Below are 19,971 nucleotides of genomic sequence, written 5' to 3' on the forward strand. Positions count from 1 at the left end.
TCCAAAACCTCTCATTTTCCGATTTTCTATAAATCTGAAAATTTCTTACTTTATATTAATTTATTTATCTGAAAAATTCAATTATTTTTTCAATAAATTATTATTCATAAATCTAATTAATCTTTAACTAATTTAACAATAAAATACATCTATTCAATATGATTCCTGTATAAATATTATTACAATATAAATAACCGAGGAAAGCATATCTTCCTCGGTTTCATACCGCATGTACTTTAATATTTATAGTTGATAACGTCATTTCCTACCATTTAAATGCATTTTATTTCCCTTGCTACTATCACGTAAAAATTCTATTTTCACATATCACCTGAATATTTAATATATTAGTAAAATTACCTATCTTTACATACCTAATACATCCGTCCAATCTTAATCACTCAATTCTTATTTCTGAGAATTGATCCTTAGTAGTACGAAAACAAAAAAGCCCAGTAATACATCACTGGACTTCTTCTTTATTTTCTAACAATACTTCCTTATCAAAACGAACAAATTTACTCTGCACTTCCATTCGAGCAAGAGGAATTTCCAACAAGCTCCGTAGCACGCTCTTCAAGCTTTGACCATATTACATGTTCAATTTCTTGATTCATATAATTAGGATTAATAAGTACAGCAGATGGAAACTGCCCTTCATTCCCTGTCAAAATTCCATAAGCGATTATTTCATCTTTATCCATAACAACATACGAGCTTTTACTAATATCAATACCTTTCCATGAGTTAGTAATGTCCTCTACTGTTGTATCAATTTCACCATACATAGCTTGATCATAAATTGTACATAGTTTTAAAATTTGTTGTAGATCTTCTTGTGAAGTTGCTTTAACATTTAGATTGGTTACTAAGTTCCGCATACATTTCACCTCATTTAAACGAAATAATAAGATTATAATAATTAAAAATTCGAATCCTCTTGCAAAAAAACATTTCACACTGCTACTATTTCACGAAAAATATTATTACTCCTAAAACAATCAACAATACACCAGAAAGCGGAAAATGCTTCTCTTCAATTTTTATCTTTTTCTCAATAATATCTTTAATTTCCCCCTTCATATCATCTGGACATTTTCTAAATAGAATATCAGTAGTATGAAACGGCCTATTTAAAATTCGAATCTTAGCAGGAGATTCCGATAAATATATATTATTTTTATCCAACGTAAATTCTATATTTGCTTCAGTAAGTCCTTCTTTCACTAATATATTCACTCAGCTAGAAGGTAAATTAAACACTGTATAATCGTTAAAAGCTAGCCCTCTAATATCGAAATGTGAGTATACGAGAACTAAAGTTATAAACAACAAACCTAATACAACTATTGTTTTCACTAATGAAAGTTGATTTAACATATAAGAAGATGTTGTCATATAAGCACAAAAGAATGCTATTAAATTACAAAAATAGTGGTTTACAATGAAAGTTTTTCTTACAACTATAATAAGTCCGGAAATGGTTAGTAGAGCACATGCTAGATTCATTAACATATTTAACCCTCCAAAAAAACTATAACTATACAACTTTGTTATATTTTAACATTAATTACATATTAATACCTCTTTTTATGCATTCATCTTAAATTATAATAATACTTATATTATTTTAGGTATTACCGTCCTAGGTTTCGCTACATATCCATCAGGCAAATAAATTCAAATAAACCGAAACGAGAAGATTGACATCTCCAACAGAAAGATTTGATATCTTTATAACCTTATATATACCCCTATCTATATAGACAGGGGGACATATACCGCATCATTCTTTACTTAATACTTTCTAATTCCCATTGGTGATAATTACCTGGTGAAGTTGTATGCTCAGATTTTAAAACACGCTCACCAGCACCTACAAGCGGGGCAATACCATTATCTGCAACAGAACTAGTCCACTGATTTTCTCTTGATGTTATATAATTAGAATCAGATTTTATATAGAAGTTCTTCTGATTAGTAAGCTTGTCTAATTTAATAGTAGATTTATTGTGATCAGTATCTAACCAACTATAGTCATAACCATTTCCAATGTTTAAATACTGATAATTACTATGACTACTATTCGTAAACTTCATAAACACTTCTTCATCTTTTTTGAATGGTTCTTCCGGTCTAGATTTACCTTTTCTTTCAAGTATTACTGGTGTTGCTTGAACGTCTGGTCCATGTATTGCTTGTTGAATAGGACCGAGTCTCAATCCATCCCAATTATTCCCCTTAAGTGAAAAGTGTACATATCTCCCATTAATTGATTGGCTTAAAGTACCAGCGCTCCAAGATTCGTTTACACCATTAGTGAAGTTAGTAGCTGACTTCAAATAATACTGTTTTCCTTCTACTATAGGTTCTCCAGAATTATCTACTACTATTTTATCTATAGCGTCTAGATAGCTTTTATTTGAAACAAGAGGCGTAAAAACTTCAGTTTTATTGTCTTTTACATCAATTAATTCAAACTTAGCGTGAGATTCTCCAAGAGATGCACGGTTTACTGCTATGTCTACAGGTTCATTTTCTTTAGATTCATATACATTTGAATTCTGATTTCGAACTAATGTTACCTTTTGGCTCTCACCTTTTTTATTACGAACCGTAACAAAGATTTCTTTATTTAAATTAAATATACCTGGTATAACCGAAGCATAAATCTTTTTCTTGCTATAATCATAACTGCTATATGATAGAGTTGGTTGTAGTGCACGATTATCAAAGAAACCAAGGTTCTTACCTCGTTCAAAAAGAGTCCTATCTGGGCCATAACGAACTCGATCTTCGTTTAGGCGACCATTTACTACATAATTCGCTACCCAACCTTTATCAGCTATCCCAGTATGTGCAAAGAGTTCGTCTAGCGAAAGATTATGATTAATATTAGCAGGATTTTCCTTGCCCGTTCTTGGTGTATAGACTCTATATTTTGGTATAGAACCATAGTTTGTTTCTACTAATGTAGTAGAAGCATTTACATTTGATGCAAAATGCGACCAATCTCCTAAATTTACAAATTGTCCATCCTTCATTGTATACACATTCATCGTACTGGTAGGCAAGACTTCAATAGAAAGTGGTGCCCCTTGTTCTACTGCTTTTAATTCATCTAGTGTCAGAGAAATTTTTACATCCGCTTGACTTTCTATACTATCCATTAGAATTTCAGTTTTATTATTTCCACCTTTTGCTGTAGTTAACAAGTTAGCTTTATAACGATCTTGTGTTGCCTTTACAGTATTAATAATTTTATTTCCTAATCGAATGTTAAAGTGAGGTGAAACATCCCCAGCAGATGCTGTACCCGTGTTTTTATATTCTAGATGGAAGCGCACATTTGCTGCTTTAGCTGAATCAACAGTTGTTGCTGTTGACCAATCAAAACTATTAGAGATGCTTTCTGTTTCCGTTTTTGTATTAGAGTAACCATACCCTACATTTAACGATCCTTTTCCTGAAGGTACTGGACCCACTGCCGATCCCTCGGCACCGCCTTCAACCGCTAAACCAACATTAAAGGAATGTTGTACAGATAGACTTTTTTCCCAGCTCTTAGTACGTGATTCACCATTTGAATCTGTAATACTAGCAACCGGAGTAATATCGATACGTTTTACGGCAATTTGTAGATTTGGCACATTCGCGATCATGGGGTTAAAATCTATATCCGAATCACTATCATAATGCTCCACTTCATAGCTATCTGTAAAAGGGTCTCCATCTGAGTTTGCACTCTTCGGATTTGTTATAAATCTCTTTTTTCCAAAGTCTTTCACTAGATCATATAACTGAGCTTCATTTTTTCCTGTCTTTTCATTAAATACAATTTTAAATCCTTTTTCTTCCACGTCATTAGGAATACCATCATCGTCCCAATCATTATTTTCCTGAGGTTCTTCCATAATCATGATTCCTTTTTTTCCAGAATCACCATAGATAATATTTTGTCCTTCCTTTAGATTGGTATCTTCTTGAAAGGTTTCCACTTTTCCGCCTTGTTCAGGCTTTGTTTCAGCTAAAGCAGGGGATGTTATCGTCAATGCCATAGTTAAACTACTTACTGCACCAAGTATTGGCTTTAATTTTTTCATCTTAGTTTTCCTCCATATTTCCTATACATGTTTGAACATCTACTAGTAAGATTGATTTCATAATATCTCACAAGTCTTTCATTTCCCTTTCGCAAATGTTACAAAAGTCTTTCACAAATCTTTTTTTACTTTATTGATATAACGGGTTCCTTTGCAGAATTTCTTAACACATAGAAAGATGAGAAAATTGCAAGAACAAATTTTATAAATTATTTCCTAACCAAACAAAAAGGCAGTTTTACTTTGCTATTTAATAAATTGTAAATCTAATAGGTGACAAAAATAAAAGGAACACAACTTTTTTAAAGTTGTGTTCCTTTTATTTATAAACTATTTAATTATAAAAGATAAAATCCCTATAATTACACATGCAATTCCGCTTAAGAATTGTCCCAGCCCCGCTGTTTCTCCTAAAATAAAGAAATTGAAAATATTTTTTCTTGTTTGTGTTTTCCCTATAAATGCTTCATCCGTTTTCATTCTATATATACCCCATAATACTAAGACTACGCCAAAAAGTATAAATAATAACTTTAAAATCATCGTGTAATTACCTCTGTTCAATATATTTTTTATGTATGTGATCCCTTTATTTTTATTCCATAAAGGCAGTTTAGAAAATAATGTTCCTTTTTCCATACCTCTTTATTTTTCTAGTACATCTGAACGAACTAGTTTTTAATCATCTGTTTTAATTACACCTGTTGAAATTTAACCTTTCTTCTGGCACCTGTCCATTTTTAATATTTAATGACAGGCTTTCTTTTTCAACAGAAGTGATTGAACTAGAAGAGTAAGATACTGTACTTACTTCTACTTTTAAAGAAAAAACTGGACTTACTAGAACAAGCACACGCTAAAGCTGCGGGAGTTATTTTTTCATTTGACCCATTTTATTTCTTCCTCTCTTTCATCATATCTACAAGATTACAAAAGATGAAATTATACTTATACTATTCACTTCAGATTAAAATATAATCACCTTTGATACAGTAATCTTATTATATAAATCTTCCAATTTCCTTTCGTAAATGTTACAAAAGTCTTTCAACCGACTCATTTTTTTTCTGATGTAACAGGAAGAGTAAACCAAAATTCACATCCCTGTTTCCCATCTTGGCGGTCCCGAACACCAATTTGTCCTTTATGCAGTTCAACTAGCGATTTTGCAATAGCTAAACCAAGCCCAGAACCTCCAGATTGTGAACTTCTTGATGGATCCGTTCTAAAAAAACGGTCAAATATACGCAATTGATCATCTGGAGAAATCCCTTCTCCTTCATCACACAAAGTGAATTGAACTTGCTGCTTCTGTTTATTTTCCTCTACAATTAATTCGATTGTTCCACATGTAGGAGAATGCCGAATCGCGTTATGCAACAAATTATTGATAACTCGTGCTATTTTACATGGCATAATCCAAATTCGTGGTAATGTCTCAGAAACATGCAACTGCAAATCAATCTCTTTATCTTGCAATAAGATATCATGTGAATCTATTACTTTTAATAGAATGCTATCTACATGTATTAAACTTGGATGAAAAACTTCTTGTCCAAGTTCTAACTTAGAAAGATCAAATAAATCATTAATTAGTCCACTGAATCGTTGTATATCATTTAGAATTGTCTTTAAATATTGTTGTTTCATATCAGGATCTTCAATTAATCCATCTTGTAACGCTTCTACCATCAATTGTATGCTAGCCATAGGAGTTCGTAAGTCGTGGGAAATATTCGCAATCAGCTCTGTACGTGCTTTTTCTCCTTTTTCTAACTTAGCAAAGCTTTCGTCTAGTTTTTTGGCCATTTCTTGAAAAGCTTCTGCTAATTCTTTAAATTCTTCCGGTTCTTTTCCTATTATGTACATCGTTCCAAATTGTCTATCACTAAATTGTTTGGTTAAGGCAATTAAATTTTGAATAGATCTCATAATAGGGCGTGTCATTAACCAGTAAATAATCGTAGAAATAATCATTGCTACAATTACTATTACTATTAATAACCGTGTCTGTTCTGGTCTAAGTAGCATTTGCCTTTCACTGTACCATATAGAAATCACCATGATACCCGTGCTTAATAGATTCATCAATAACAGTTGATATCGTAACTTCATTTATCGTTTCCTCCATCTGGTTCAAAACAATAACCGATGCCCCAAACCGTATGAACCCAACGATTCTTTGTTGTATGTTTCTCCAATTTCTCACGTAAACGACTCATTAATACAGTTACTGCATTTGTGCAGCCTTCATACTCAAATCCCCAAATTTGTTCAAGAAGTTGAGACCGTGAAAACACCTGTTTAGGATGTTTTGCCATGAGATAAAGCACTTCAAACTCTTTCACTGTTAGCTCTATTTCATATTGACAAACAAATACACTTCTTTTCGTTGGATCAATTTTCAAATCTAGAAACTCTATCATTCCTGATTCAGGCTCTATTCCTTGAAGTGTTACTTGATTTCCTCTTCTGAGTATAATTTGTACCCTTAATACTAATTCACGAGGCGAAAAGGGTTTTGTTACATAATCATCCGCCCCCATTGTTAGTCCTAAAATCCGCTCTCTTTCTTCTCCCCTCGCGGTTAACATGATGATCGGTACATTGGAATGTTGGCGAATTTCCTCACATAGTTCCCAACCATCTTTTTCTGGCATCATCAAATCTAAAATAATTAGATCCGGTTGAAATTGTTGAAATACATTCCATCCTTCTGCTCCGTTCACTGCAGTGTATACCTCATATCCTTCCCTTTCTAAGTACCGTTTACATATCTCCCGTATACTATCTTCATCTTCTATAATTGCAATTCTTGTTTTCATACATTAAATCTCCTCTGTTCCTCCATCAATGGCGAATGATATAAAATCAATATTCGTAAGTTCATATTAATTTATATACATTACATTTTTCTTTCAAAAATATAACAAAACCCTTTCACAAATATCATAAAAAATTATCACTCAAGTAAAAAAATTTCTTTTTCTATAGCTGAGAAAAAGAAACTTTTCACTTTAAAGATATACATGCGACTTAGCCTAAATGGTATTTAGAGCACCCTTCTTTTCCCTATTTTTTATCTCCCGTTACATTATGAATCTAACTTTTTAATTGAATTTTGAAAGGAGCCTCTTACTTCTATGCATAAAATATAACGTCTACTGAAACTAGGAGTTGTACTTAAAATTCAAGTTACATTATCTCTATTAAATCCATTTTTCTTTGCCTAATCAACTCACTTCAGACCACCTATATTTCTACAAGATAATAGTTTGATTTTCATTTCCAGAGATTTATTTGCTAGTTATGATTACATGCTATTTGGACTAACATCACCAACTAAGTCACCGTTATAAATTGGGAAAAACAGAGTAACAGTAGTTCCTTTCCCAACCTGGCTTTTTATACTTATTTTCCCACCATGACTTTCAATAATTCGATAACTCATCATGAGCCCAACACCCGTCCCTTTTTCTTTTGTACTATAAAAAGGTTCACCTAGTCTTTTAATTCTTTCAGAAGGAATACCTACTCCTTTATCTAAAATACAAATCTTAACCTCGGTACTATTATGTTTTTTCACATTAATGATGATTTCTTGACCATTTTGTATAGCCTCAATAGAATTTTGTAAAATACTATAGAAAACTTGTTTTAATTGAATTTCGCAACACTCAATCAATAAGTTTTCAACATCCATATTCAATGCAATACGAATATTCTTCATAATTGCTTGTGTACTTATTAAATCGACTACATTCTCTAATATAGTACAAAGGTTTTTCGGTTCAAATACTGCAGCATTCGGTTTTGCAATAGATAAAAAATCTTGAATAACCTTTTCAATACTACTGATTTCAGAAAGTATTAGGCTTAAACATTCTTTATCCTTCCCTACTTCCTGTTGCAATAATTGCATGAATCCTTTAATTACGGTTAATGGGTTACGAACTTTATGAGCGACCCCAGCTGCCAATTGCCCTACTGCATTAAGTGTGTCTGATTTCTTTAATAATTCCGTCGTTATTGTACGCTCTGTAATATCACGTACAATAATCATAATTTTATCCTCAAAAAGCGGTAAAAGTCTTGCTTCAAAATAATAAATTTCATCATCTAGTTGTAGAGAATAATCTATTAATACAGGAGCGGATGAAGTTTTTATTTGGTTAATGGCCTTCTCAAATTGCTTTATGATAGGAACTGGTAATATCTCTTGGAATTTCTTCCCGATAAATTCTTCAATTGGAACATAAAATTTGGATACAGAATTAACTTTACAATCCTTAATGGTCCCATCAAGTTCTGACAAAAAATACAAATCAGGAATTGCTTTAAAAATTAATTCTAGTTCATTCGAGGTTTGTTTCAGTTTCTCTTCCATCCTCTTACGCTTAGTTATATCAATTCCAATTGCTCCGACACTCCATCCTAATTTTGGAATACTATGTAAAATATTGGACCACATAATAGTTTTTATCTCACCATTTTTACATGTGATATCCATCTCCCAATCTCTAAAATCGGGACCATTTTGCAACAAATCGTTACGATTAGGTCTATGAGGGTATAGCAATTTCATCGCTTTTGGATTGTTAATTATTTCATCTGCATTATATCCAGTTACTAATTCACATTCCCGATTCCACATAATAATATTTCCTTTTTCATCAATAGCATTAATCATAATTGGCATATTTTGTAATATATTCCCTAAACAATTTTCCTCATGATTTGTTATCGTATTCATTTGTGAATCTTTTTCATGAATTTTTTTCAATTGTAATTGTTGTATTGCCATCTCTTCAATTAGATTTGCAATGCATTTAAAATGTGTTATATGAGAATCCGCAATAACCTCTTTATTAATACTTGCTCCTATAACAAAGCTTGCTATATGTTCCTGCTCAATAATGATGGGAATACGCATTTCTTGAGACAATTGAATTTTTTGATTACGAATAAAAGGGTCACCTTTGGAAAATATAACATTTTGATTATTATCAAGGAGACAGAATGGGACTTTAGTTAAATTATAAAATTGCTCTGTTATATTCTTAAACTTGTTTACATTTATAAGATCTTTAAGTGTGTATTTCATTATTTAACCCATCTCCTTTATATTTACCGTATCTTTAAGACTCCCAATATAAATTTTCAAACTAGAAACAATTACCTATTACAATGACAATCTTGTTCTGAATTACCATAGGATTCACCGCGTATTTGTGTAGAGTAATAAAACAAGGGTTTAAAACATAAAAGACCGCAAAGCTTTCTTAAAAAACGCTCTGCGGCCTTATACTTTCTTGTTTCATCTAAATAAAAATCAATTGTATTTCTTTCTGAATCAACGGCACGCTATAAGTAAATCTATTATCCTCTTACTTTTATATAAACTATTTAATTCTAAATCATACTGATAAACCTAGTTTATAATCATTGTACAAATAAAAATCAATCTATATTTCCCTATTATCTTTACTAATTTTAATATTTACAAACTAAGCAATTACTGATAAGGTTGTAATCGAAATAATTACAACGTTTCATCATCCCTATCAAATCTCAAAATCTTATGTTGTATCATATCTGCCATCTTAAAATGAGCATAAATTTTTGATTAATAATGTTTTCATTTAAATGCTATTGGTTTATTCATACTATTTCCCTTCATGTTTAGATTCATAACATGAGTATGTCCAAGTTTGATAATACATTTTTATTCACCAAAATTTTTTGCCCCCTCCTAAAGACATTTTTTCATGCTCTCCTCCGTAATATAAGTCTATTTTGATAACAAAAATAGCTTTTGTAACTTTTGTAACTGATTTTGTAATTAATGAAACCAAACGAAAACGAAACATAAACCAAATATAAACCAAATATAAACCAAGCATAAACCAAATATATACCAAACGTAGAACAAACGTAGAACAAACACAGGCCAATACCAGATTTTAGATAAAATCTTATATCCCCCCACATGGCAACTATATTCAAAATTTATTGTAGATGATAAAAAACAGTTGCTAAAAAAATCTCTTGTTTAATAAATAAAATTTGTAAAACTGTAGTACTAAAAATTATCAGCACGAATGATAATTTTTATAAAAAAGAGAGTCTCATTTTTCAATGAGACTCTCTTTTTTATATACTTAAACAGAATTTTCAGCTCTATCATTCAAAATACATACTCGAGTGAAAACTACCATAATTACTACAATAACTAAAAAATATAAAGGCATGACAACTAAGGAACCTGTATGAAGCTGGCTCATACCCCAAATTGTCACCGTCACTATTATATAGTACCCTAGGCTAAATAATGCACCTGCTGTACCAATGACATCTTGAAAATTTACTAACGCTAAGCTAAGACAATTCGGTAACGCTACCCCAATTCCTAATAGCAATATAAACATCGCTACTAAAAATCCAATCATATATATTACGTTTGGATTTGATCCAACAAACGTAATAACAGATAAAAGGATAGCTCCCCCTGTCATTACAAGACAACCGATATATATAATTTTCTCTGGTTTATAAGTGGCAAGTAATCGTTTTGAAACTTTTGCTCCAATAATAGAAGCGGACGCAACAACGATTCCTAAAAATCCATACATACTAGGTGATAACTGAAAATACTCGATAAAGATAAACGGCGCTTCTGCATAATAGCTAAATAAAACACCATTTGCTCCTCCAATTAATAACCCATATGTTACTACTTTCGGATTTGTAATCAACCGTTTTAAAACAGAAAATACATTTATTTGATTCGTTACTGCGTCCGTTTTTGTTTCTGGAAGAGAAACAAGCGTATACAGTAAAATTCCGACACTCATAACTACTAAACTTAAAAACACCATTTTAAATCCAAACATTTGATCAAGAAATCCCCCGATTAACGGGCCAATCGCTGGTGTAAAGGCAATGACTGCCGAAATTTGAGCAAACATAACATGTCTCTTATGCCCCTCTACACTTTCACGAAGAATCGTTTGTGTAACAACTGATCCTGCACTTGCTCCAAACGCTTGAATAAAACGACTTAACAATAAAAATTCAATGGAATTCGCAATAAAGCATAAGAAACTTCCAGCGCCATATACTACAATTCCAAATAACATTGCTGGGCGACGACCAACTATATCCGATAACCATCCAATAAAAAATACACCTAAAGCAAATCCAGCAAAATAAACACTAAGCGTTAACTGCACCTCATTATTACTTACATGTAGCGCCTTTGAAATGTCTGGTAAAGACGGTGTGTAAATTGTTTCACTAATTTGCGGAAATGCCACAAGAATAATCATTAACAAAAGCGATGGTACTGAGACTTTTTTCATTTTTAATACCCTCCTATAACTTTGAAAATCTCAGAAATGAATAGACTTTCCTTAGCTATGGAACAGGAGGGGCCATTATAGAAATTCGATCATAAAACAACAAAGAAAACACCTCAATTACGCATGTTAATACTTATAGGAGGGTAATATTAACATTAATTTTAAAATACGGTATTTCAATTATATGATAGGTTTTGTTCGTTTTCTAGTGTTCATGATCTGAATCTTTGTTAGTAGACGAATATCCTTTTTATTCTCTCAGAAAATTAATGCGTTTCAAAAAAGATAACAATTTAATACAATTTCCTTAGAAGAAAAGTATGCAGATGGAAAATAATCCTTGCATTCGTACCTTAATGATTATGAATTGACCCAGCCAAAACATAATGCAGTGCCCCTTCTCAATTAAATAGGGTTAAAAAGTTCAACTAAGCAACTAAACTCCCCCCAATCTAACAATTGGGGGGAGTTTTTTATAGTTACATTTTCACTGATTGTTCTTCTTGATAGATAATTTCCCCATCAATAATTGTTGTTTCTACTTTTAAATCTTTAATTTGGTTTGGGTTGACACTTAAGATGCTGTCATTTAATATAACTAAATCCGCCAACTTTCCTACCTCTATGCTCCCTTTTACCTCTTCTTCAAAACTCGCATAAGCGCCATTCCATGTGTATAGTTTAATAGCTTCCATTACGCTTATAGATTGATTAGCACCAACCTCTATTCCAGACTTGGTTTTTCTATTGACAGCAACATGAATTCCTAATAAAGGATTATAGTCAGTAACTGGTGCATCCGAACCACCTGCTGCAATGATGCCACGATCAATAAAATCACGGGCAGCGTACATGTGATTAACACGATCACCATAGTGCCGGGCATATATCTCTCCAAATTCATATGGAAATGGAGGATTTGGAATTGGAATCACCTCGAGTTTTTTCATTCTCCCTTGTAAATCTGGTGAAGAAATTCCCGCGTGTTCGATTCGATGACGGTGGTCTTTTCTTGGTGATTCCTCTAGCGCCTTCTCTACACAATTCAAATACATTTCAATAGCTTTATCACCTTGTGCATGTACAGTGATTTGATAGCCTTTTTTATGTGCTTCACCTAAAACCTGATAGATTTCTTCCTCACTATAATAAAGAATGCCCAAATTGCTAGGGTCACTCGAGTACGGCTCACGGGTTGCAATTGTAGGGCCAGTGCTACTTCCATCTGTAAATAATTTAGCTGGTCCAACTTTGAATCTCTCATCTCCGGTACCAGTTATCACACCAGCTTCGATCATTTTATTAACAAATTCATGGGAGTTATTTATTTGACATATCATTGCATATATTCGGACACGAATATCCCTACTCTTCACAGCTCGTTGTAGTAAACGAAAACTCTCAGGTCCATCTCCACCTGCGTCATGTATACTTGTTATGCCAGCTGCAACGAAATGATCTGATGCAATTTTCACGGCCTTCATCATTTCACTTTCTGTATAACTTGCAACTTCGCTCATACTCATATTTGCTGCTTCAATTAACTTTCCTGTAAGCCTCCCTGCCTGATTTTTTTCAATAACTCCCCCACTCGTGTTCGGTGTGTTCTCGTTAATTTGCGCAATTTCTAATGCTTTGCTGTTCACCACGCTTATGTGGTGACAAGTACGGGTTATAATAATAGGGTGTTCAACTGAAATTTCATCCAGCTCAGTAATTGTTGGATAACGCTTTTCCTTCACAGCGGTTTCATTAAAGCCCCAAGCACGTATCCATTCACCTTTTGGCGTTTCTAAGGCCTTCTTTTTCAGATCATCTAACAAAACATCGATAGAATCAATATGTTCAGCTTTACAACTGACAGCCAACTGATTTAGTCCATGAGAAATGATGTGAAGATGGGAATCAATGAATCCAGGAAGAAGTGTTTTCCCTTGCAGGTCAATTACATCCGTTTTTTCTCCTATAAAACTCTTAACCTCCTGATTTGAGCCAACAACTACGATATGATTATCTTTTATTGCTACAGCTTCGACTACTGCATTCTTTTGATCTACTGTAATAACTTCTCCATTTATCAATACAACATCAGCTTTCATAAACTCAACCCTTTCGGAATTACTCTTTTTGAGTAATTCATTCAGTATTTAAAGTTATATCTCCTAATAGGCTCATCCGCTTTTTCACAAGATTTATCAATAATTAATTAAAGTTGAGCTAAACATTCTTTCATTGTTTTAACGATAAAAGTAAAGTCTTCCTCTGTGATGCTTAATGGAGGTGCAAGCTGCAAAATATTATTGTAACCTGCAACAGTGTCACCATTTTTACCAATAATTAGACCTTTTTCTTTACAAGCATTGATGACTTTGTTCACCTTTTCAATAGCAGCTGGTTCTTTGGTTTGCTTATCTTCCACTAGTTCAATACCTAAAAGAAGTCCTTTTCCACGAACATCTCCTACGTTTGGATGTTCTTTTACATCCTCTAGTTCATATAACAGTCGTTCACCCAATTCTTTGGAACGTTCAATGAGTTTCTCATTCTCCATAATTTCTAAATTTTTCAAAGCTAAGGCGCAAGCAGCAGGATTTCCTCCAAACGTATTCACATGGCGGAAGCGATCATAATCATCACTGCCTACGAATGCCTCATAAACCTCTCGTCTAACCGCTGTTGCTGACAAAGGAAGATACGCACTTGTAATACCTTTTGCCATTGTAATGATATCTGGTTTGACGCCATAATTCATAAATCCAAATGGCTTCCCTGTCCGTCCAAAGCCACATATAACTTCATCACAAATGAGCAACGCACCGTGCTTCTCGCAAATTTCTTTTACTTTTTCCATATATCCATCAGGAGGCATTAAAATTCCGCCCCCGGTAATAATTGGCTCCATAATCACACCGGCTACTGTTTGGCTCAACTCCCATGTCATGACACGATCGATTTCCTCAGCACTGACCAGTGTATGAACATCATCTGGATTGCGATACGTATCAGGCGGTGCTACATGCAGAAATCCTTGCCCCAATGGTTCATATTTATACTTTCGCTGTGCTTGACCTGTTGCTGCAAGAGCCCCCATTGAGTTACCGTGGTAAGCACGATAGCGTGAAATAAACTTATAGCGTCCATGATCACCTTTTTGTTGATGATATTGACGAGCAATTTTAAACGCTGTTTCATTCGCTTCCGATCCACTGTTAGAAAAGAAAATGACGTATTCATCGCCAAGCCATTCATTCAATTTCTCTGCTAATTTAATGGCAGGAACATGACTTTGTGTAAGAGGGAAATATGGCATTTCTTCAAGCTGTTCAAAAGCCGCTCTTGCAAGCTCTTTTCGACCATACCCAACATTCACGCACCAAAGACCGGACATACCGTCTAAATAACGGTTTCCATCAATATCCGTCACCCATGCCCCTTCTGCTTTTGTGATAATTAAATTCGTTGGACTAGGGGCTGCTCCTCTCATTGCATGCCAAAGGTACTTCTCATCTGTTTTTTTCAAACTTTGTGTTTGCTCTGTCGCTTGCACAATCACCAACTCCATTCTATCTTTTTATGATTTCATATCATTCTTTCAATAACGAGCCGTAAGCATTTTCTTGCGAGTATAGAATTCTACGCCATCTTTTCCATTTGCATGGAGATCACCATAGAAAGATTTCTTATAACCAGAGAATGGAAAGAATGCCATTGGAGCGGGAACTCCAAGATTGACCCCAAGCATACCCGCATCAATTTCTTCACGGAATTCACGAATAGCTTTCGCACTATTGGTGTACAGGCATGCACCATTTGCGAATGGCGATGCATTAGCAACACTAATCGCTTCCATTAAGTCTTTTACGCGTACAACAGAAAGAACCGGTGCGAAGATTTCATCCTGCCAGATTTTCATTTCCTGTGTCACATTGTCAAAAATCGTTGGGCCAACAAAATAACCTCGGCTGTTCGCTGCATCATCTTCACGCCCGTCACGAATAAGTGTCGCTCCCTGCTCTACACCGGATTGAATGTATCCGAGTGTACGCTCTTTATGTCCGTCACGAATAACGGGACCAAGGAAAACACCTTCTTCCAGGCCATTACCAATCGTAATTGCATTAGCCTCTTGAAGCAGTCTAGTAACGAGCTCATCTGCAACGTCTTCTTCCACGACAACAACAGCCGCCGCCATGCATCGTTCACCAGCTGAACCGAAAGCAGCATTTGTAATTTCTTTCACTGTAGAACTAATGTCCGCGTCTTTTAATACGATCGAATGATTTTTTGCCCCTGCAAGAGCTTGTACACGTTTGCCATTAGCTGCTGCTGTTTTATATATATACTCCGCCACTGGTTGAGAACCAACGAAAGATACAGCCTTCACATCCTCATTGTCAAGAATGCCGTTGACTACGTCATGTGCACCATGCACAATATTTAGTACTCCATCTGGAAGACCTGCTTCTTTAAACAGTTCAGCTATGCGATTAGCCAATAACGGTGTTCTTTCAGATGGTTTTAATACAAACGTATTTCCGCATGCAATCGCGAGTGGAAACATCCAACATGGCACCATCATCGGAAAGTTAAATGGCGTTATTCCTGCGATTACTCCGATCGGGTAACGATACATCCCTGATTCAACACCAGTAGCAATATCGGGAAGTTGCTCTCCCATCATTAAAGTGGGGGCACCTGTAGCAAATTCAACACATTCAATCCCCCGCTGTACTTCACCGTATGCTTCTTGATAACTTTTTCCGTTTTCCAAGGTTACGAGTTTAGCTAACTCTTCCCAGTTTTCAATTAATAGCTGTTGATAGCGAAATAGAATCCGAGCACGCCGAGGCACAGCGATCTTTCTCCATGTTTTGAATGCTTCTTTCGCAGTTGCTACAGCTCTATCTAAATCTTCTTTAGTCGAAAGTGGCACACGAGCAATAATCTCGCCTGTTGCTGGATTTGGTACATCTTCAACTTGTTTACTTGTGGATTCTATCCATTGTCCGCCAATATAATTTTTCAACATTTGTACATTTTTCGTTACTACCATGGTGAAACCTCCTATTTTAAGATAACCGTCTATGTTATTGCACCCGATAAAGAAAGCGCATTCATTTAACAGGATGTAAACTTATTTACATACATTTCTTCAACATTAATAATCTTAATTTCTTATCTATTGAATACGCAGGAGCAGTCATCTGCTTAGCATTTGTCCACTCCCCGGTTCACATTATTTCAGATGGATCTCATGGTTCATCTTATAATTCTTTTTCAGAAATACTGGGCAATCCCATTCACAAACAAGGTCCTTAGCCAAGGAAACAACCCAGTCCTTTGTAACATGATACTTTTTACCATCAACAGTAATAAATACTTCACCATCTGTCACATAGAAAACTTCCTGCTCTTCTACATGCCACGTTCCTTTATTCGGTTCGCCTACCCATGGTTCCCATGTATAGGCACCTAGTTGCTCTGCTTCTTCTGCTGTAAGTTTTTTCGCAAAAAACATGACAATCCTCTCTCTTTCTTATTGGTAATTTTGAAGGAATAAGTCTATAAATCTACTGTCTTAACATTTGTATTTTTCAAACGTTTGAACTCTTTTTTCATAAAGTATATGGCAATGAGAACACCTGGAATTTCTGCAGCAGGAGCAGCGTACCATACACCTTCTACACCCCAGAATTTCGGGAAAATAAATAGAAACGGTAACATGAACAATAATATTTTGCTTACACTAATAAACGTTGCGGACCAGTTTCTCTCTTGTGATTCAAAATAACCAGAGATAAGCAAACTAACTGCACTAAGCGTAAACAAACAATTGAATATAACTGTCGTCCAAATACCAAGTTTCTGCAATTCAGGATTACCACCGGAAAAAAATGACACAATTGGATCTGCAAAAATGATTAGTATGGCTGTCACGATCACAAAGAAGGAAACTGTAAAAATGAGTCCCATCTTAATTGCTTGTTTCACACGATCAAGATTGCCCGCACCGTAATTATAACTAATAATCGGTTGAAGTCCTGTCATTCCACCGAGCGCTGCTAAGGCGAGGAGATTTGTAATGTAACCGTTTTGAATCGTGAAAGCTGCAACGTGCAGACCACCTCCGTAGCTTTGCAGTAAATTGTTGGTGAAAATAATTGCAATAAACATCATGAACTGACTAGAGAAAGATGCAAAACCCGTCCAAACTACTTCACCAATCTTCTTGAGATTAATCATCACATCTTTCATTTTTGGCTTAAGTTTTGTTTTACCAAACCAGAAATAAAAGATTAAGAGAACAGGAATCGATTGCGAAATCGTATTAGCCCATGAAGAACCCATCATCCCCATGTCATACTTCACTACCATAATCCATTCCATAACTCCAGCAACAACCGCTGCGACTAACCAACTGTTCATTGATAATATAGGTTTTTCATCGATATTAGCTAAAATACTTAATACAACGGCCAATATCGTTAATGGCAACGAAATCCATAGCAGTCGGCTATACTGCACCGCATACGGAAGCGCTTCATCACTTGCTCCGAATAGAATCATAATATCATTTTCAAAGACCAATCCAAGTATAGCTAACAAAGAGGAAAGGAAAAGAGTAAACCATAAAGTCTGTCCCATAATACTTCGAGCTTCTTCTATCTTCCCTTTTCCCAGTCGAAGTGAAATGACCGCTCCGGCTCCCACACCTAAAAGAACACCAATCATACGGGTAATAACCATGACGGTAAATCCAATTCCGATCCCTTCGACTTCCAGCTCCTGAAAGCCACTGACGAAATAGCCATCAACAACCGATACAACTCCTAGAATTACGTTAGCCATAATACCTGCCAAAGCAAACCGTAAATATAGTAACGGAATACTTTTGGTTCCCAGCACTGAATCATCCACCGGCTTATTCATTACTTCTAGTTTCTCTATTTTCGATGACGGACGGTTGTCCACTATTTTCATGCGCATATCCCCTTATAAATAATGTATGTAGCAAGTTAAGCCCAATTAATTTACATACCAACCTACGGGCTTAGCATGCTGGTGGATATTGATTTGCTTCGTTTCCATAAAGTGCTCCAGCCCAACAGTACCTAACGCTCTGCCGATTCCACTTTGCTTATATCCGCCCCAAGGACCTTCAACATAAGCGAGATGATAACTATTAATCCAAGTAATTCCCGCACGCAATTTACTAATGACACGTTTTGCTCGGTCCATATCTTCAGTAAATACAGCACCGGCTAATCCATAAATCGAATCATTCGCTTTTTGGATGGCATCTTCCTCATCTTTAAATTTCTGTACAACAAGGACTGGACCAAAAATCTCTTCCTTAACAATACACATATTCTCATTTACATCAGCAAAGATTGTTGGTGCAATGAAAAATCCTCGATCAAGCCCATTTTCTGTTAAGCGCTTACCACCACAAACTAATTTTGCACCTTCTTCGATTCCTCTGTTGATATAATGTAAAACTTCATTCATATGAGACTCGTTTGTGAGAGCTCCCATTTCGATGTTCTCGCTTTCCCCATTTCCAACTACAATTTTGCTCGCACGCTCAGCCAATCTTTCAACAAACTTATCGTAAATGGTCTCTTGTACAAGCAAACGGGATGCAGCTGAACAAACTTGCCCAGCATTGTGGAAAATACCAAACATCGCATTATCGACTGCAGTTTCAAAATCCACATCGTCGAACACAATAAGTGGAGATTTACCACCTAGTTCAAGTGTGATTTTTTTCATATTGCCCGCAGCTGCGCGCATAATACTTTGACCCGTTTTTGTTCCACCAGTAAAGGCAACTTTGTCAACATCATGGCTCTCTGCAAGCTCATTCCCAACCTTTGAGCCAGGTCCCAATACTAGGTTTGCCACTCCGTCCGGAAGTCCAACCTCTTCGATAATTTCAAATAATTTGAATACGCTTACAGGAGTGACGTCAGCAGGTTTAATTACAATTGTATTCCCTGCAGCAAGTGCAGGAGCAATTTGCCAAACGGCTAACATAAGCGGGAAGTTCCAAGGTACAATAAGTCCACAAACACCAATCGGTTCATGAATAATAATCGTTTCCGAAGAATCCTCACGAGTGTAAGATTCCTTTTTCATACCTTTAATCAAGTCAGCATAATAACGGAAGCATTGAATTGATACAGGAATATCTACATGGGTTGTTGCACGAATAACCTTACCGTTATTTGCCGTTTCCAAACGGGCAATTTCAGCTGTCTTCTCTTCAAGACGGTCTGCAATCTTATATAGATAGTCAGCTCTTTCATCAGCCGATAAATCCGACCAGATGCCGCTGTCAAACGCTTTACGAGCCGCCTTGATTGCTATCTTCGCATCATCTGCTGATCCATGAGCAGACGTTGCGATAACCTCTCCGGTTGCAGGATTGATAATGTTTCGTCTAGCACCCGATGATGCTTCTACCCATTTTCCGTCAATGAACATGTTAATTTTCATAACAACTC

General features: G+C 35.2%; 12 protein-coding genes and 3 pseudogenes. All 15 read right to left on the reverse strand.

Going from position 1 to position 19,971, the window contains the following annotated elements; genetic code table 11:
- Nucleotides 1-527: 527 nt before the first annotated feature.
- Nucleotides 528-881, reverse strand: a pseudogene (locus QUF93_RS18375) (GNAT family N-acetyltransferase); the annotation flags it as partial.
- A gap of 85 nt (nucleotides 882-966) precedes the next feature.
- Nucleotides 967-1,515 (reverse strand): annotated as a pseudogene (locus tag QUF93_RS18380) (hypothetical protein).
- Between the two features lie 278 nt (nucleotides 1,516-1,793).
- Nucleotides 1,794-4,103 carry a binary toxin-like calcium binding domain-containing protein gene (locus QUF93_RS18385; protein WP_289359754.1) on the reverse strand — a complete coding sequence of 770 codons (2,310 nt, stop codon included), beginning with the start codon at nucleotides 4,101-4,103 and terminating at the stop codon, nucleotides 1,794-1,796.
- A 330-nt stretch (nucleotides 4,104-4,433) separates the two neighbouring features.
- Nucleotides 4,434-4,646 carry a hypothetical protein gene (locus QUF93_RS18390; protein WP_002110998.1) on the reverse strand — a complete coding sequence of 71 codons (213 nt, stop codon included), beginning with the start codon at nucleotides 4,644-4,646 and terminating at the stop codon, nucleotides 4,434-4,436.
- A gap of 513 nt (nucleotides 4,647-5,159) precedes the next feature.
- A complete protein-coding gene (locus QUF93_RS18395) occupies nucleotides 5,160-6,218 on the reverse strand; it encodes a sensor histidine kinase (protein WP_289359756.1) in 1,059 nt (352 codons plus the stop codon).
- Nucleotides 6,215-6,928, reverse strand: a complete 714-nt coding sequence (locus tag QUF93_RS18400) for a response regulator transcription factor (protein ID WP_088059487.1) — start codon at nucleotides 6,926-6,928, stop codon at nucleotides 6,215-6,217. The genes QUF93_RS18395 and QUF93_RS18400 overlap by 4 nt, the downstream gene beginning before the upstream one ends.
- 488 nt (nucleotides 6,929-7,416) lie before the next feature.
- Complete coding sequence (locus tag QUF93_RS18405) at nucleotides 7,417-9,207, reverse strand: ATP-binding protein (protein ID WP_289359757.1); 1,791 nt, start codon at nucleotides 9,205-9,207, stop codon at nucleotides 7,417-7,419.
- Between the two features lie 100 nt (nucleotides 9,208-9,307).
- Nucleotides 9,308-9,467, reverse strand: a pseudogene (locus tag QUF93_RS29055) (DDE-type integrase/transposase/recombinase); the annotation flags it as partial.
- 797 nt (nucleotides 9,468-10,264) lie between these two features.
- Nucleotides 10,265-11,464, reverse strand: coding sequence for a multidrug effflux MFS transporter (locus QUF93_RS18415; RefSeq protein WP_289359758.1), 1,200 nt, complete (start codon nucleotides 11,462-11,464; stop codon nucleotides 10,265-10,267).
- A 479-nt stretch (nucleotides 11,465-11,943) separates the two neighbouring features.
- A complete protein-coding gene (locus QUF93_RS18420; RefSeq protein ID WP_088059496.1) occupies nucleotides 11,944-13,563 on the reverse strand; it encodes an amidohydrolase in 1,620 nt (539 codons plus the stop codon).
- A 107-nt stretch (nucleotides 13,564-13,670) separates the two neighbouring features.
- Complete coding sequence (locus tag QUF93_RS18425; protein WP_289359759.1) at nucleotides 13,671-15,026, reverse strand: aspartate aminotransferase family protein; 1,356 nt, start codon at nucleotides 15,024-15,026, stop codon at nucleotides 13,671-13,673.
- 30 nt (nucleotides 15,027-15,056) lie between these two features.
- Nucleotides 15,057-16,517 carry a CoA-acylating methylmalonate-semialdehyde dehydrogenase gene (locus tag QUF93_RS18430; protein ID WP_289359760.1) on the reverse strand — a complete coding sequence of 487 codons (1,461 nt, stop codon included), beginning with the start codon at nucleotides 16,515-16,517 and terminating at the stop codon, nucleotides 15,057-15,059.
- Nucleotides 16,518-16,700: 183 nt separating this feature from the next.
- Nucleotides 16,701-16,982 carry a cupin domain-containing protein gene (locus QUF93_RS18435; RefSeq protein WP_002121137.1) on the reverse strand — a complete coding sequence of 94 codons (282 nt, stop codon included), beginning with the start codon at nucleotides 16,980-16,982 and terminating at the stop codon, nucleotides 16,701-16,703.
- 44 nt (nucleotides 16,983-17,026) lie between these two features.
- Nucleotides 17,027-18,445: an MATE family efflux transporter gene (locus QUF93_RS18440; RefSeq protein ID WP_289359761.1), complete on the reverse strand. Its 1,419-nt coding sequence runs from the start codon at nucleotides 18,443-18,445 to the stop codon at nucleotides 17,027-17,029.
- Between the two features lie 45 nt (nucleotides 18,446-18,490).
- Nucleotides 18,491-19,963 carry an aldehyde dehydrogenase family protein gene (locus tag QUF93_RS18445; RefSeq protein ID WP_289359762.1) on the reverse strand — a complete coding sequence of 491 codons (1,473 nt, stop codon included), beginning with the start codon at nucleotides 19,961-19,963 and terminating at the stop codon, nucleotides 18,491-18,493.
- Between the last annotated feature and the right edge of the window lie 8 nt (nucleotides 19,964-19,971).

Source organism: Bacillus hominis (genome assembly GCF_030348325.1).
GTDB classification, from domain to species: Bacteria; Bacillota; Bacilli; order Bacillales; family Bacillaceae_G; genus Bacillus_A; species Bacillus_A hominis.

What these genes read in the sequence shown, in the direction of transcription:
- QUF93_RS18385 (WP_289359754.1), bottom strand. Translation starts at nt 4,103, where the DNA reads ATGAAAAAATTAAAGCCAATACTTGGTGCAGTAAGTAGTTTAACTATG.
- QUF93_RS18390 (WP_002110998.1), bottom strand. Translation starts at nt 4,646, where the DNA reads ATGATTTTAAAGTTATTATTTATACTTTTTGGCGTAGTCTTAGTATTA.
- QUF93_RS18395 (WP_289359756.1), bottom strand. Translation starts at nt 6,218, where the DNA reads ATGAAGTTACGATATCAACTGTTATTGATGAATCTATTAAGCACGGGT.
- QUF93_RS18400 (WP_088059487.1), bottom strand. Translation starts at nt 6,928, where the DNA reads ATGAAAACAAGAATTGCAATTATAGAAGATGAAGATAGTATACGGGAG.
- QUF93_RS18405 (WP_289359757.1), bottom strand. Translation starts at nt 9,207, where the DNA reads ATGAAATACACACTTAAAGATCTTATAAATGTAAACAAGTTTAAGAAT.
- QUF93_RS18415 (WP_289359758.1), bottom strand. Translation starts at nt 11,464, where the DNA reads ATGAAAAAAGTCTCAGTACCATCGCTTTTGTTAATGATTATTCTTGTG.
- QUF93_RS18420 (WP_088059496.1), bottom strand. Translation starts at nt 13,563, where the DNA reads ATGAAAGCTGATGTTGTATTGATAAATGGAGAAGTTATTACAGTAGAT.
- QUF93_RS18425 (WP_289359759.1), bottom strand. Translation starts at nt 15,026, where the DNA reads ATGGAGTTGGTGATTGTGCAAGCGACAGAGCAAACACAAAGTTTGAAA.
- QUF93_RS18430 (WP_289359760.1), bottom strand. Translation starts at nt 16,517, where the DNA reads ATGGTAGTAACGAAAAATGTACAAATGTTGAAAAATTATATTGGCGGA.
- QUF93_RS18435 (WP_002121137.1), bottom strand. Translation starts at nt 16,982, where the DNA reads ATGTTTTTTGCGAAAAAACTTACAGCAGAAGAAGCAGAGCAACTAGGT.
- QUF93_RS18440 (WP_289359761.1), bottom strand. Translation starts at nt 18,445, where the DNA reads ATGAAAATAGTGGACAACCGTCCGTCATCGAAAATAGAGAAACTAGAA.
- QUF93_RS18445 (WP_289359762.1), bottom strand. Translation starts at nt 19,963, where the DNA reads ATGAAAATTAACATGTTCATTGACGGAAAATGGGTAGAAGCATCATCG.